Source organism: Rhizorhabdus wittichii (assembly GCF_017607425.1).
GTDB classification, from domain to species: domain Bacteria; phylum Pseudomonadota; class Alphaproteobacteria; order Sphingomonadales; family Sphingomonadaceae; genus Rhizorhabdus; species Rhizorhabdus wittichii.
On record NZ_CP059319.1, the window covers coordinates 4,682,111 to 4,695,796 of the forward strand.

The 13,686-nt window shown below is 70.0% G+C and carries 13 protein-coding genes; 11 read left to right on the forward strand and 2 right to left on the reverse strand.

Going from position 1 to position 13,686, the window contains the following annotated elements:
- Complete coding sequence (locus HRJ34_RS22550) at nucleotides 1–780, reverse strand: 2-keto-4-pentenoate hydratase (RefSeq protein WP_029993895.1); 780 nt, start codon at nucleotides 778–780, stop codon at nucleotides 1–3.
- A 78-nt stretch (nucleotides 781–858) separates the two neighbouring features.
- On the opposite strand from HRJ34_RS22550, the gene HRJ34_RS22555 reads away from it, so the two are divergent.
- Complete coding sequence (locus HRJ34_RS22555) at nucleotides 859–1,644, forward strand: IclR family transcriptional regulator (RefSeq protein WP_208632444.1); 786 nt, start codon at nucleotides 859–861, stop codon at nucleotides 1,642–1,644.
- Here HRJ34_RS22555 and HRJ34_RS22560 read toward each other — a convergent pair.
- Nucleotides 1,631–2,251 (reverse strand): TetR/AcrR family transcriptional regulator, encoded by a 621-nt coding sequence (locus tag HRJ34_RS22560; RefSeq protein ID WP_011952946.1) that lies wholly within the window; start codon nucleotides 2,249–2,251, stop codon nucleotides 1,631–1,633. The two genes, HRJ34_RS22555 and HRJ34_RS22560, sit on opposite strands and share 14 nt — an antisense overlap.
- Nucleotides 2,252–2,640: 389 nt before the next feature.
- Between HRJ34_RS22560 and HRJ34_RS22565 the strand changes: the two genes are divergently transcribed.
- The 10 genes from HRJ34_RS22565 (at nucleotide 2,641) to HRJ34_RS22610 (ending at nucleotide 13,676) form a co-directional block, all read left to right on the forward strand.
- The gene (locus HRJ34_RS22565; protein WP_029549108.1) at nucleotides 2,641–3,783 is read left to right on the forward strand and encodes an LLM class flavin-dependent oxidoreductase; all 1,143 of its coding nucleotides are present in this window, start codon (nucleotides 2,641–2,643) and stop codon (nucleotides 3,781–3,783) included.
- Between the two features lies 1 nt (nucleotide 3,784).
- Nucleotides 3,785–4,864, forward strand: coding sequence for a phenylacetate--CoA ligase family protein (locus HRJ34_RS22570; RefSeq protein WP_208632445.1), 1,080 nt, complete (start codon nucleotides 3,785–3,787; stop codon nucleotides 4,862–4,864).
- Nucleotides 4,861–5,562, forward strand: coding sequence for an SDR family NAD(P)-dependent oxidoreductase (locus HRJ34_RS22575; RefSeq protein ID WP_011952943.1), 702 nt, complete (start codon nucleotides 4,861–4,863; stop codon nucleotides 5,560–5,562). The genes HRJ34_RS22570 and HRJ34_RS22575 overlap by 4 nt, the downstream gene beginning before the upstream one ends.
- Nucleotides 5,563–5,564: 2 nt before the next feature.
- The gene (locus HRJ34_RS22580; RefSeq protein ID WP_208632446.1) at nucleotides 5,565–7,202 is read left to right on the forward strand and encodes an AMP-binding protein; all 1,638 of its coding nucleotides are present in this window, start codon (nucleotides 5,565–5,567) and stop codon (nucleotides 7,200–7,202) included.
- Nucleotide 7,203: 1 nt separating this feature from the next.
- Nucleotides 7,204–8,265, forward strand: coding sequence for an LLM class flavin-dependent oxidoreductase (locus tag HRJ34_RS22585; protein ID WP_081663709.1), 1,062 nt, complete (start codon nucleotides 7,204–7,206; stop codon nucleotides 8,263–8,265).
- A gap of 197 nt (nucleotides 8,266–8,462) precedes the next feature.
- Nucleotides 8,463–9,617, forward strand: a complete 1,155-nt coding sequence (locus tag HRJ34_RS22590; RefSeq protein WP_208632447.1) for a thiolase C-terminal domain-containing protein — start codon at nucleotides 8,463–8,465, stop codon at nucleotides 9,615–9,617.
- A gap of 10 nt (nucleotides 9,618–9,627) precedes the next feature.
- On the forward strand, nucleotides 9,628–10,557 hold the full coding sequence (locus tag HRJ34_RS22595; protein ID WP_208632448.1) for a cyclase family protein: 930 nt from the start codon (nucleotides 9,628–9,630) through the stop codon (nucleotides 10,555–10,557).
- Between the two features lies 1 nt (nucleotide 10,558).
- Nucleotides 10,559–10,978: a Zn-ribbon domain-containing OB-fold protein gene (locus HRJ34_RS22600; RefSeq protein WP_208632449.1), complete on the forward strand. Its 420-nt coding sequence runs from the start codon at nucleotides 10,559–10,561 to the stop codon at nucleotides 10,976–10,978.
- Nucleotides 10,975–12,525 (forward strand): class I adenylate-forming enzyme family protein, encoded by a 1,551-nt coding sequence (locus HRJ34_RS22605; RefSeq protein WP_208632450.1) that lies wholly within the window; start codon nucleotides 10,975–10,977, stop codon nucleotides 12,523–12,525. The genes HRJ34_RS22600 and HRJ34_RS22605 overlap by 4 nt, the downstream gene beginning before the upstream one ends.
- Nucleotides 12,522–13,676 carry a serine hydrolase domain-containing protein gene (locus tag HRJ34_RS22610; RefSeq protein WP_208632451.1) on the forward strand — a complete coding sequence of 385 codons (1,155 nt, stop codon included), beginning with the start codon at nucleotides 12,522–12,524 and terminating at the stop codon, nucleotides 13,674–13,676. The genes HRJ34_RS22605 and HRJ34_RS22610 overlap by 4 nt, the downstream gene beginning before the upstream one ends.
- Nucleotides 13,677–13,686: the final 10 nt, after the last annotated feature.

Below are 13,686 nucleotides of genomic sequence, written 5' to 3' on the forward strand. Positions count from 1 at the left end.
TCACGCTCCGTAAGTGAATGTGCAGGTGCCGAGGCCGCCGATCCGCGTGCGGACCTCGTCGCCCGGCGTCAGCGCGACCATCGGGCCGAGCGCGCCGGACAGCAGGATGTCGCCAGCGCGCAGCGGCTGGCCGCGCGCGGCGAGGGTGTGGGCCAGCCACTGGACCGCGTTGAGCGGATGGCCGAGGCAGGCCGCGCCCGCGCCGAGCGAGACGACCGCGCCGTTGAACTCCATGACCATGCCGCAGCTGTAGAGATCGAGCCCGGCGAGCGGCTTCGGATCGTCGCCCAGCACGAAAAAGGCGGAGGAGCCGTTGTCGGCGACGGTGTCGGCGAAGCTGATCTTCCAGTCGGCGATGCGGCTGTCGACGATCTCGATCGCCGCGACCGCATGGTCGATCGCCCCCGCGATCGCCTCGGGCGAGGCGTCGGCATCGGTGATGTCGCGGCCGAGGACGAAGGCGATCTCCGCCTCCGCCTTGGGCTGGATCGCGCGGGCGGGATCGAGCCGGCCGCCGTCGGCGACCCGCATGTCCTCGAACAGCGCGCCGAAGTCGGGACGGTCGACGCCGAGCTGCGCCTGGACCGCCTTGGCGGTCAGCCCGATCTTGCGGCCGGCGAGGCGACGGCCTTCGCCGATCCAGTGCGCGGTGTTGATCGCCTGCACCGCATAGGCGCCGTCGATGTCGGTGGGGTCGAGCACGTCGCGCAGCGGCGCGATCGGGCCGGCGGCATAGGCCTCGCGCAGGCGGCGGGCGGTGGGTTCGAGATCCTTCTCCATGACTCCGGGGTACGTCCGGGCGCGGCGCGGGGTCAAATCCGGCTTGCACTCAATTCCCGCCATGTGGGAAATGGGCGGATGACCCGGATCGGAACCTCGGCCCCGCAGACGCTGACCAGATCGCTGCTGCTGCTCGAGCGCATCATCGACGACGATCGCGGCCTGTCGCTGTCGGTGCTCGCCGGGGAACTCGGCATTTCCTCGTCGAGCGCGCACCGGCTCGCGGTCGGCTTCGAGAAGAGCGGCTTCCTGCTGCGCGTCGGGCGCGGCCATTATGTCGCGGGGCCGGTGCTGCTGCGGCTGGCGGGCGCGGGGCGCGACTGGGGCAGCTTCGCCGCGCGGGTCAGCCGGCCGATCCTGGGCCGGCTGTCGCGGCAGACCGGCAAGACCGTCCACCTCGGCGTGTTCGAGGAGAATATGGTCACCTATCTGCTCAAGATCGGCGACCGCAAGGGCGAGACGATCTCGCGCCAGGGGATGCAGCTCGAAGCCTATTGCTCGGGAATCGGCAAGGTGCTGCTCTCGCACCTGCCCGCCGGCGAGCGCGACGCCTATCTCGCCACCGGGCCGTTCGTCGGGCTGACCCCGACCACGATCACCTCGGCCGCGGCGCTGCGGACCGAGCTCGATGCGGTGCGCGGCCAGGGCTATGCGATCGACAATGAGGAGATGGTGCCCGGCCTGATCTGCATCGCCGCGCCGGTCGCGCGCGCGGGCGACGTGGTCGCGGCGGTGTCGATGGTCGTCTCGCACGACGGGCCGCCCTGCGCGCCCGCCGACCTGCTGCCGCCGCTCCGCCGCGCGATCGCCGAGATCGAGGCGCGGCTCTTCCCCTATACCGACGAGGGCGTCAGCGCGGGGTGAGGCCCCCGAACAGCAGCTCGACCTGGGTGTCGATCACCTGCTCGATCGTGAAGCGGCCATCGGGCCGGAACCAGTCGACCGTGCCGTTGAGCAGCTCGATGATCATGCGCAGCGTGATGTGGAGGTTGAGGTCGCTGCGGAACTGGCCCTGGCGGACGCCGTCCTGCAGCACGCCGTACCAGATCTGGAAGATGTCCTGCCAAGCTTCCTCGACATAGCTGAACCGCTCGGACTTGGCGAAGAACTTGCGGTCGTTGGCGACGATCTTGAGGAGGTCGGGCTCCTGCACCAGGTTCTGCAGGCCGAACTGGATCATCTGCCGCAGCCGGTCGGGCGCGTCGGCGTCGCTATGCGCGATCACCTCATATTGCTTGAGCAGCGGCAGCACGAACGGACGGACCAGCTCGTCGAGCATGTCGTCCTTGGTCGCGAAATGATAATAGAGGCTTCCCGACAGGATGCCGGCGGCGTCGCCGATCTCGCGGATGCTGGCGGACTCGAAGCCCTTCTCGGCGAACAGGGTCCGCGCGATCTGCAATATCTCCTCGCGCCGGCCGCTCTTGCGCCGCGTCGACGAGCGTTCCGCTGTCGCAACCTCCTTGGGCAAGCCTTTTCTCCTGTGTAACGGCCTCTGGCCGGTCATCTAGCAACAGCGCCGCAGTCGAGCAACCGGATGCTCGACCTCGTCGTCGGCCGGTGCCACCGGCGCCCGGGCCGAGATCGCGCCGGCCGCCCGGTGAACCGCTTGGCTGAAGCCGGGAAACCGGGCGATCGCAGCGAAACCTTTGTCAGCCTAGGCACGGCCTGCTCGGCCAAGCAAGCGCTTTTTATGCGTCGTGAGACATGTTCAATATCCCATATAGTCTCACGCAATCGCATTATTTGCAGGACCCAAACTCGAAAATGGGTTGACGGGGAGGGAGTCGGAAATCATAACCAAGCGATCGCTAGGTTTGTTGTTTGATTACGGTTGGGGCGCGCGGTCAGGGACCGCCGATGCTTCCAAAGGGAGAGGCAGAGCAGGTGTCGAAGCGAAATTTTGGCATATTCTTCGAGATGTCGGTGCGCGGGCGCTCCGCCGAGGTCGAGCAGAAGACCTTCCACAACGTGCTGGAGCAGATCGATATCGCCGACCAGCTCGGCTATGACGCGGCCTGGTTCGTGGAGCATCATTTCACCCGCGGCTTCTCGCACTCCTCGGCGCCCGACCTGATGCTCGCCGCCGCGGCGCGGACGACCAAGAACATCAAGCTCGGCCTCGGCGTGATGCTGCTGCCCTTCCTCAGCCCGATCCGGGTGGCGGAGCGGGTCGGCACGCTCGACGTGATCAGCAACGGCCGTGTCCTGTTCGGCACCGGGCGCGGCGCGTCGCCGCTCGAATATCAGGCGTTCCAGCGCCCGTTCGAGCAGAGCCGCCAGATCTGGGAGGATCATCTCGACGCGGTGCTGGAGATCTTCAAGGCCGACGGCGCCGAAGTGACCCGCAGCGGCAAATATTACGAGATTCCGGGCGTGTCGGTCCTGCCCCGCGTCGTCCAGAAGCCGCACCCGGAGGTCTGGGTCGCCTCGACCAGTCTCGACGGTTTCCTCGCCGCCGCCAAGCATGGCTATCACCTGCTGTGCATGCCGATCCTCAAGGGCCTCTCCGGCCTCGCCGCCGACATCGCCGAATATAAGGCGGAGCTGGCCCGCAACGGCTTCGATCCGGCCAAGGCGCGGATCGCGATCATGGTGCCGTGGCACGTCACCCACGCCGATTCGGACATCGAGGCGATCGTCAGCGCCTATATCTGGTACCTGCGCCGGCAGATCAGCCTGGTCGCGCCGCCCGACTATACCGACGCGCGCCACGCCACCCATCGCCTGTTCGGCCAGACCGCGGTCGGCATGACCGAGGAGAAGGCGCTCCAGGAACTGACCGACAACCGCATGGTGGTGATCGCCAATCCCGAGGAGTCGCGCAAGGCGATGGACGAGTTCTTCGCCGCCGGCGCGACCGACCTGATCCTCCAGTTCGAGGTGGGCGGCATCGCCCATAGCGAGATCGTGAGCTCGATGAACCTGTTCGCGAAGGAGGTCGCCGGCTTCGCCGATACCGACATCCCCGCGCGCAAGCTCAGCGCCGCCGTCGGAGGCTGACATGCAGTGGCATACGCGCCGGGACCTCCTGGCGGCCCGTCCGTCCGCGCCCGCGGGCTCCATCCTGTTCGCCGGCGAGCCGACCGAGGCGGTGATCGGCCTCGGTCCGCAGGACTGGGACGCCGCCGAGGCGATCGCGCGCGAAGCGCTGAAGGGATGCGAGCTGGGCGCCCGTGACCGGGTGCTGATCGCGCTGGAACAGCCGGCATCGCTGTCGGTCGCGCTGCTCGCCCGCGCCGCCGCGCCGCTCGTCCAGTCGGTGGCGGTCACCGGCGCGCGCGGCCGGATGCGGCTGCTGGCGGCGATCCGCTCGCTCAAGCCGACGGTGCTGATCACCACGCCGTGCGGCGCCGCCGATTTCCTCGCGCGGCTCTACATGGAGTTCAACGTCGACCCGGTCGAGCTGGGCCTCGAACGGATCGTCATCGGCGGCGAGGTCGCGACCGCCGGCCTGCGCAAGCGCCTCGCCCGCGAGTTCGAGGCCGAGGTCGCCGAGCTCTATTTCGATCCCTTCTTCGGCCTGCCGCTCGCCTGGCGCTGCGGCGGCCCGTGGGAAGCGGTGGGCGGCACCGTCGCGCTCGCGGCGACCGACAGCGACAGGATCGTCGCCGAGGACCTGGGCGACGACGTCGGCGACGCCGAGATCGTCGTGCGGCCGACCTTCTGCGCGGCGTTGAAGGACGATGTGCTGCGCACCGGCACGCTGCGCGCCGCGCCGAAGAGCGACGCCGGCCTGTTCGACCGCACCCTTGGCGACCATGTACTGCTGCGCGGCCGCTGGGTGTCGCTCGACGCGCTGCGCCGGCAGCTCGCGCTGATCGACGGCGTGTCGGCCTGGACGCTGGAGATCGATCGCGGCGACCGCACGCTCGACGCGGCGACGCTCAAGGTCGGCTTCAACCGCGAGACGCTGGTCAAGAATCCGATGTGGCTGAGCCGGGTCGACCAGGCGATCGCCGCGGCCTGCCCGGTGTCGATCGCGGTCGAGACCTCGTTCGCCGGGGAGATCGAGGGCAAGCCGCGCGGCGTCGTCCACGACCTGCGCGGCCAGCATGGCGACGCGCCGGGGATCGCGGCATGAGCCGCCGGGTCATCCTGACCGGGGCGGCCGGCGCGATCGGCGCCGCGATCGCCGAGCTGCTCGCCGCGCGCGGCTGGCAGGTGATCGGCGTCGACCTCGCCTTTCCGGGCGCCTCGCCCGCGCTGGCCGAGCGGGTCGCGCAGGACATCACCGACGCGGGGGGGTACCAGGCCGCGCTCGACCGCATCGTGGCGGGCGGCCCGGTCCACGGCCTGGTCAACTGCGCGGGCGTCGCGCAGGTCGGCCGCTTCCTCCAGCTCGAACCGCGCTGGGACCTGCTGGTCGCGGTCAACCTGACCGCGGCGATCCAGGCCTGCCACGTCGTCGTGCCGTCGATGATCGAGGCCGGCGGCGGATCGGTGGTCAACATCATCTCCGATTCGGCGCGGGCCGGGGCGGCGGGGGAAGCCGTCTACTCGGCGGCCAAGGGCGGCCTCGCCGCCTTCACCCGCAGCCTGGCGCAGGAGGTCGGCCGCTTCGGCGTCCGCGTCAACAATGTCTCCCCAGGCCCGGTCCGCACGCCGATGTCGGCGGCGCATGGCGACGTGATGGACAAGCTCGCCGCCAAGACGCCGATGAAGCGCGTGGCCGAGGCGTCGGACATCGCCGGCGCGGTCGCCTTCTTCCTGGGCGACGATTCGGCGTTCGTCACCGGCCAGACCTTGAGCGTCAGCGGCGGTCTGACGATGGTGGGCTGACCATGGCATCGACCGACACCCTGACCGCCCATCGCAGCATCGCGCACCTGCTGCGCGACCGCGCCATCGACCATGCCGACCGGATCGCGGTGCGCGAGGGCGACCGCGAGACCAGCGTCCGCGACCTGCACGATGCGGCGCGCCGCATGGCCCGCGCGCTGATCGCGGCGGGGATCGCGCCCGGTGACTTCGTCGTCTGCTGGGCGCCCAACGTCACCCGCTGGGTGATCGCGGCGCACGCCGCCTGGATGGCGGGCGCGGTGCTGATGCCGCTGTCGACCCGGCTCAAGGCGCGCGAGGTCGGCCCGCTGCTGGAGGCGACCGGCGCCAAGCTGCTCGTCACCGTCGGCGAATGCGCGGGCACCCGGCTGATCGACATCGTCAAGGCGGCTTACGGCGCGGGAACCGACCGGCCGTTCGACCGGCTGCCGGCGGTGCGCCGCATCGTCCGCCTCGACGAGGACTCCGCTTCCGCGCCGGGCGAGGTCGGCTTCGCCGATTTCCTGGCGAGCGGCGAGGGCGTGTCCGACGCCGATCTCGACGCGGTGATCGCCGGGATCGACGAGGAGATGCTGGCCGAGGTGATGTTCACCTCGGGATCGACCGGCGCGCCCAAGGGGGTGCAGCTCAGCCATGGCCAGCTGATGCGCGCCTATCGCGACTGGGCCGACGTCGCGGCGCTGCGCGCGGGCGACGTCTATCTGGTGATCCCGCCCTTCTCGCACGGCTTCGGCCTCAACGCCGGCATCCTCGCCAGCGCCGAGCGCGGCATGACGATGGTGCTGATGGACATCTTCGATCCGGCGCGCGCGCTGGACCTGATCCTGCGCCACGGCATCACCGTCGCCTCGGGACCGCCCAACCTCTACCTCGCCCTGCTCGACCAGCGCGCCCGCACCGGCGCCGAGGTGACGACGATGCGCGTCTGCTTCATCGGCGCGGCGAGCGTGCCGATGGAGCTGCTGCGCCGGGTCCGCGCCGAACTGGGCGTACGGCGCGCGATCAACGCCTATGGGCTGATCGAGGGCTGCGTCGTCTCGATGACCCGCGCCGACGATCCCGAGGATGTCGTCTCGACGACCACGGGGCGGCCGATGGACGGGGTCGAGGTCCGCATCGTCGACGACGGGAACCGGCCGGTGCCGCAGGGCCAGACCGGCGAGATCGTGATGCGCGGCTACAACGTCATGCAGGGCTATTGGCGCGAGCCCGAGCTGACCGCCGCCGCGATCGACGCCGACGGCTGGCTGCACAGCGGCGACATCGGCCTGCTCGAAAGCCATGGCTGCATCCGCATCGTCGACCGCAAGAAGGACATGTTCACCTGCGGCGGCTTCAACGTCTACCCGGCCGAGGTCGAGAACCTGCTGCTGTCGTCGGGGCTGATGTCGGCGGTGTCGGTGGTGGGCGTCGCCGACCGGCGGCTGGGCGAGGTCGGCGTCGCCTTCGTCATCCCGCATCCGGGCAGCGCCGTCACCGCCGAGGCGCTGACCGCCTGGGCCCGCGAGAACATGGCCAACTACAAGGTTCCCCGGACCTTCGTGCTCGGCACGGAGCTTCCGCTCAACGCAAATGGCAAGGTGGCGAAAGATGTACTGCGAACGAGCGCCCGCCAATATTCAGACGCTGGACAAGCCTGAGATGGCGCGCATGAAATTCTCCGCCTTCCTGCTCTACCACCAGCATGCCGGCTGGAGCGAGAAACAGGTCTACGACTACAACACCGAGCTGGTCGAGCATCTCGAGGAATGCGGCTTCGACGGCGTCTGGGTCGCCGAGCATCATTTCCGCGACTATGGCCTGTGCACCAACATCCCGGCGATGCTGTCCTACCTCGCCGCGCGCACCTCGAAGATCCGGCTCGGCAGCGGCGTGCTGATCCTGCCGCTGCACAACCCGATCCTGATCGCCGAGGAGATCGCCCAGCTCGACCTGCTGTCGAACGGCCGCTTCGACTTCGGCATCGGCCGCGGCTACCAGTCGCTCGAGTTCAGCCGGCTCGGCGTCGACCTGTCCGAGGCGCGCGAGCGGTTCGACGAGGCGCTCGACCTGATCAACCGGCTGTGGCGCGAGGACGACGTCAGCCATACGGGCAAATTCTACAGCTGCGAGAGCGTCAACCTGAAGCCCCGGCCGTTGCAGAAGCGGATCCCGACCTGGGTGGCGTCGGTCAGCCCCGACACGGTGCAGCGCTATGCGGCGCGCGGCCTGCCGATCATGGCCGACGCGCTGGCGACCTTCGGCTCGCTCAAGCGCGCGGCGGAGGCCTGGCAGGAGGCGATGACGGCGGCGGGCCACGCCGTCGACGGCCACTCGCTGTGCGCGATGCGCAGCGTCTACGTCGCCGACACCAACGAGAAGGCGCGCGAGGACTTCCGCGCCTTCGAGGCCGGCTTCGACCGCGGCAAGATCATCAACAAGGAAAGCGCGCCGATCGACCCCAAGACGGGCAAGATCGCCAAGGGCTACGAGTCCTGGGAAGCCAAATATATGAAGGGCGGCGAGGTCAGCGACGATTTCCGCTGGGACAAGATGGAGGTGATCGGCGATCCCGAGCGGGTGATCGGCCAGGTGAGGATGCTGCAGGATTTCGGCTATTCGAACCTGATGTGCGACTTCGGCAGCACCCGGCCGCTGCCGATGGCCGAGATGAAGCGCCTGGTGTCCTTCTTCGCCAGGGAGGTGATGCCGGCGTTCCGGTAGGGGGCAGGGCGGGATCGAGCCGTCCTCGCCTTCGTCATTCCCGCGAAAGCGGGAAGCCACGGAAACGGGACGCTGTTTGACGGGAGGTACCGCCGTCCATGGATTCCCGCTTTCGCGGGAATGACGATTGGGGGAGACGCCTGAGATGCCGGCCTCCGCCGGCATGACGAACTGGGTAGAGGAGGACGGAGTCGGGCGTGGAGAGGCAGGCGTTTTCGGGCAAGGCGGCGATCGCCGGGGTCGGCTATACGCGCTTCAGCCGCGAATCCGGCCGGACCGTGCTCGACCTGACGATGGAGGCCGTCCATGCGGCGGTCGCCGACGCCGGTCTCGAAGGCCGCGACGTCGATGGGCTGCTGTCCTACGCCTTGTCCGATTCGGTGCCGACCCACATGGTCGCGCGGATGCTCGGCCTCGCCGGCCATGGCTGGACCAACGACTATCATGGCGGCGGCAGCCAGGCGGCGGCGATCCTCGGCGACGCGGCGATGGTCATCGCGGCGGGGCTCGCCGAGACGGTGGTGGTCTATCGCTCGCTCAACGGCCGCAGCGGCAAGCGCATGGGGCAGATTTCGCTCGGGTCGAGCGATGGGATGGAGGAGCAGTTCCTCACCCCCTACGGCTTTCGCGGGCCGGTCAACCTGTTCGCGCTGGCGGCGCAGCGCTATCTCCACGATAGCGGCCTGGCGCCCGACGAACTCGGCCCGCTGGTGGTGCGGCAGCGCGCCAAGGCGGTCGCCAACCCCAAGGCGCTGCTGCGCGATCCGCTGACCATCGACGACTATCGCGCCGCGCCGATGATCGCCTCGCCGCTGCGCCGGCTCGACTGCTGCCTGGAGACCGACGCCGCCTGCGCGATCGTGGTGACGACGCCCGATCGCGCGCGCGCCCTGCGCAACCGGCCGGTCCATATCCTCGGCGCGATCCGCGCGGGCGGGCGCGGGGCCGGGGCGATGGACAAGGCGGGCGACGATCCCGCCCGCATCTTTTCCGCCCATGTGGCGCCGCGCTTCTATGCCGCGACGGGCGTCGCGCCGGCCGATATCGACCTGGTGCAATGCTACGACGCCTATTCCTACCTGATCCTCCAGCAGCTCGAGGATTTCGGCTTCCTCGCCACCGGCGAGATCGCGGACTTCGCGGCCAAGGGCGAGGCGGGGCGCGGCTTCGCGCTCAACACCAATGGCGGGCTGCTCTCCGAAGGCTATGTTCACGGCCTCAACAACGTCGTCGAGGCGGTGGAGCAGCTCCAGGGCAAGGCGGGCGACCGGCAGGTCGAGGCCGCGACCGCGCTGTGCACCGGCTTCGGCGGCAATTTCGGCTCGGCGCTGCTGCTCGGGCTGGAGGCGTGAAGGACAGGCGATGAGCGATACACCTCCCGAACCGCACAATTGGGGCCGCTGGGGCGCCGACGACCAGATCGGCGCGGCCAACCTGCTGACGCCCGATGTGGTGAAGGGCGGCGCCGGCACGGTCGCGCGCGGCCGGGTGGTGAGCCTCAGCCTGCCGATCAAGGGATCGACGTCGAGCAACGCGCCCTGCACCGTGCCGCACCTGCGCGGCCGGCCGCTGCCGCAGCATTTCATGTCGATCGACGGCGGCGACTATCTGGCCGGGGCGAAGCCGCCCGCCGGCCTGTCGATCGCCGACGACGCGCTGATCGTCTCGCCGCACGGCACGACCACGCACATGGACGCGCTGTGCCATATGTGGAACGGCGACCGGCTCTACAACGGCCATGACAGCGCGCGCATCCGCAGCTACGGCGCGCTCCGCTGCGGCATCGAGCAACTGCCGGGGATCGCGACGCGCGGCGTCTTCCTCGACGTCGCCCGCCATCGCGGCCGCGACATCCTCGACCCCGCCGACCGCATCACCGCCGCCGACCTGGAGGCGATGTGCGCCGCCGCCGGCGTCACCATCGGCGCGGGCGACGCGGTGGTGCTGCGCACCGGCTGGACCAAGCAATTCTACCGGAGCAGCGACACCTATTGGGGCGGCGAGCCGGGCCTCGCCACCGACGGCGCGCTGTGGCTGGCGGCGCGCGACGTCGTCGCCGTCGCCGCCGACAACAGCGCGATCTGCGGCCTCAACGCCGATGGCGGCGCCGACGAGGACCTCGACGGCGACATCCACATGATCTTCCTGTGGCGGCACGGCATCTACCTGATGGAGATGTTGTGGCTGGAGGAGCTGGCCGAGGCCGCGCCCGCGACCTTCCAGTTCGTCGTTGCCCCGCTCAAGATCGTCGGCGGCACCGGCAGCCCGATCAACCCGCTGGCGATTCTCTGACATGGCGAGCAAGCCGCTTCCCCAGCCGACCGAGCTGACCGCGCCCTATTGGCGCGCGGCGGCGGAGGGGCGGCTGGCGTTGCAGCATTGCCGGGGCTGCGGCCGCTGGATCCATTTCCCCGAGCCGCGCTGCGCGGCATGCGGATCGGACGAATTCGATTGGGACGAGGTCTCGGGGCGCGGCACCGTCGCGACCTTCAGCATCGTCCACCGCAGCTTCGTCGCGGGCTTCGACGGCGAGCCCTATGTCATCGCCTGGATCGACCTGCCCGAACAGCCGGGCCTGCGCGTGTTCGGCAACGTCACCGGCTGCGCGCCCGAGGCGGTGCGGATCGGCATGCCGGTGGAGCTGTGGTTCGAGCGGCGCGGCGAGATGGCGATGCCCAATTTCAGGATTATCGAACGAGGGGAGCAGGAATGAGCGGCAAGGCGCCCTATGGCAATTACGCGCATGCGGTACTGACCAACAACGCGGTCCGCACGCCCGACGAGGTCGCGCTGGTCTATCGCGGCGAGAGCTACAGCTTCGACGCGCTCAACCGCCGGGTGAACCGCACCGCCAACGCGCTGCGCGCGCTGGGCGTGGCGCCGGGGCAGAAGGTCGCCTCGCTGCTCGGCGAGGCCCTGCACGTCGCCGAGACCTATTTCGCGGAAGCGAAGATCGGCGCGGTGATCGCCGCCTTCAATCCCTATTGGGCGCCCGACATGGTGGTCGAGATGGCGCGCCGGTCGAAGATCGACTGGCTGACCATCGACGCGCCCAACGCGAAGTTCGCCGAGACCGTCCGCGCCGAACTGCCCGAGGTGAAACTGATCGCGGTCGGCACCCGCATCGACGGCGCGGTGTCGCTCGACGACGCGCTCGCCCAGGCCTCGGACGAGGAGCCGCCGCTCGGCGCCTTCTTCGACGACCCGATGGGCTTCTTCTACACCTCGGGCACCACCGGCACCTCCAAGGCGGTGGTCCACAGCCATTCGTCCTGCATCCAGATGAGCACGGTGCTGTACGAGGTCGAGCGGTCGACGGACTCGGTCTGGGGATCGGGGCCGATCATCTGGGGGATCGGCTTCCCCTGCACGATCGGCGCGGCGCTCTATGCGGGGATGAAGGTCGCACTCGAGGACGATCTCGGCCCGGCGCGGCTGCTCGACGCGGTCCAGCGCGAGCGCATCTCGCACATCACGATGATCCCCAGCCAATGGGCCGACATATTGTCGAATCACCCGCACCAGGATTTCGACCTGTCGTCGCTCAAGGTGATCCTGCTCGGCGGCGAGCCGATCTCGCCCAACATCTTCTCGCGGCTGATGGAGCGGCTGCCCGGCCTGTCGCTCTACAGCTTCTACGGCCAGTCCGAGGGCCCCTATAACTGCGTCAACACGATCACCGAGGCGCATCTGGCGGCGACCTCGGGCCGGGCGCGGGTGGGGCAGGCGGTGCGGACCATCGGCGCCAACGGCGAACGCGTCGTCGGCGTGCCGGGCGAGATCGTCATGACCGGCCCGCACCTGTTCCAGGGCTATGACGGCCAGCCCGACAAGACCGCCGAGGTGCTCAAGGGCGGCTGGTTCCACACCGGCGACCTCGGCCTGATGGACGAGAGCGGGCGGCTGACCGTGCTCGGCCGCAAGGAGGACGCGATCAGCCGGGGCGGCCATTATCTGCGGCCGATCCAGATCGAGGACGTCGCCGGCACGATCGAGGGCGTGGCCGAGGCCGGCGTCGCGGGCAGCCCGGCGGGCGCGCCCGAGCAGAAGATCATCCTCGCCGTCTCGCCCCAGCCGGGCGCGACGCTCGACGAGGCCGGGCTGCGCGCGCGGCTCCAGGCGCTGCTGCCGGCCGAGGCGATGCCCGACCTGATCGTCGTCGCCGACAGCCTGCCGCACGGCAACGACGCCTCCGGCGGGCGCGGCAAGCTGCTGCGGCGCGAGATCCGCGCGCTCTACGAAGGCCGGCTGGGCGGATGACGGTGCGCGAGCGCATCGAGGGCCGCTGGGACCCGGCCTTCCGCCGGGTCGCCGACGCCTTTCTCGGGCTGTTCGATCCCGCCCGTGACGGCGCGACCGAGGTCGGCGCGGCGATGTGCCTGATCGTCGAGGGGCGGGTCGTCGCCCATATCTGGGGCGGGGTCGTCGACAGCGCAGGCACGCCGTGGCGGGCCGAGACCGCGCCCTGCGTCTTCTCCTGCACCAAGGGCGTCGCGGCGAGCCTGTTCCACATCGTCGCGGAGAAGCACGGCGTCGACTATGACGCGCCGGTCGCGCGCTGGTGGCCCGAATTCGCCGCCGCCGGCAAGGCCGACATCACCGTCCGCGAGCTGCTCGCCCACCAGGCCGGGCTCGGCCGGCTGCCCGATCCAGCGGCGCCGGGCCATGTCCTCGACTGGGACCGCGTCACCGCCGCGCTCGCCGCCGCGCCGGCCTTCGGAACGCGGCCGCGCCGGTCGGGCTATCATGCGCTGACCTTCGGCTGGCTGATCGGCGAGCTGATGATGCGGATCGCCGGCGACGACCTCGACACGCTGCTCGACGGCCATCTCAACGGGCCGCTCGGCACCCGCTTCGCCTGGCGCGGCGCGGCGGTTCCGGCGGGCGGCGTCGCGATGCTCGCCTCGGCCAATCCGGGCGAACCGGTCTGGGCGACCGACGGCGACGCGCGCTTCGCCGGCATCACCTCGCTCGACGACTGGACCCTGCTGACGCCCGCCGTCGCCGCCTCGGCCGGCTGGCGCGCGGCCAACGGGCTCGGCGCGGGCGGCCATTCGGACGCGTTCAGCCTCGCCACCATCTACGCCGCGCTGATCGACCGCCGCGCGCCGATCCTGCCGCGCGAACGGCTCGCGCTCGCCACCACCGAGCAATATCGGGGCGAGGACGCGCTGCTCGGCAACGACGTCGCCTATGGGCTGGGCTACCAGCTTCCGGCCGGCGGCGTCTCGCTCGGCCATGTCGATGGGCCGGGCACGGCGCTGTTCGGTCATAAGGGCGCCTATGGATCGATCGGCGTCGCCGATCCCGATCGCGGCTTCGCGCTCGGCTACGTCACCAATTTGTGCGGCGAGATGGGCGATCGCAGCCGCAACGGCGCGCTGCTCGACGCGGCGCTGGCCTGCTTCTGACGGAATAGAG

Bases quoted from the DNA above. Each gene is read 5' to 3' on its own strand.
- HRJ34_RS22570 (WP_208632445.1), top strand. From the start codon at position 3,785: ATGCAGTGGCATACGCGCCGGGACCTCCTGGCGGCCCGTCCGTCCGCG.
- HRJ34_RS22575 (WP_011952943.1), top strand. From the start codon at position 4,861: ATGAGCCGCCGGGTCATCCTGACCGGGGCGGCCGGCGCGATCGGCGCC.
- HRJ34_RS22605 (WP_208632450.1), top strand. From the start codon at position 10,975: ATGAGCGGCAAGGCGCCCTATGGCAATTACGCGCATGCGGTACTGACC.
- HRJ34_RS22580 (WP_208632446.1), top strand. From the start codon at position 5,565: ATGGCATCGACCGACACCCTGACCGCCCATCGCAGCATCGCGCACCTG.
- HRJ34_RS22555 (WP_208632444.1), top strand. From the start codon at position 859: ATGACCCGGATCGGAACCTCGGCCCCGCAGACGCTGACCAGATCGCTG.
- HRJ34_RS22595 (WP_208632448.1), top strand. From the start codon at position 9,628: ATGAGCGATACACCTCCCGAACCGCACAATTGGGGCCGCTGGGGCGCC.
- HRJ34_RS22585 (WP_081663709.1), top strand. From the start codon at position 7,204: ATGGCGCGCATGAAATTCTCCGCCTTCCTGCTCTACCACCAGCATGCC.
- HRJ34_RS22565 (WP_029549108.1), top strand. From the start codon at position 2,641: ATGCTTCCAAAGGGAGAGGCAGAGCAGGTGTCGAAGCGAAATTTTGGC.
- HRJ34_RS22610 (WP_208632451.1), top strand. From the start codon at position 12,522: ATGACGGTGCGCGAGCGCATCGAGGGCCGCTGGGACCCGGCCTTCCGC.
- HRJ34_RS22600 (WP_208632449.1), top strand. From the start codon at position 10,559: ATGGCGAGCAAGCCGCTTCCCCAGCCGACCGAGCTGACCGCGCCCTAT.
- HRJ34_RS22550 (WP_029993895.1), bottom strand. From the start codon at position 780: ATGGAGAAGGATCTCGAACCCACCGCCCGCCGCCTGCGCGAGGCCTAT.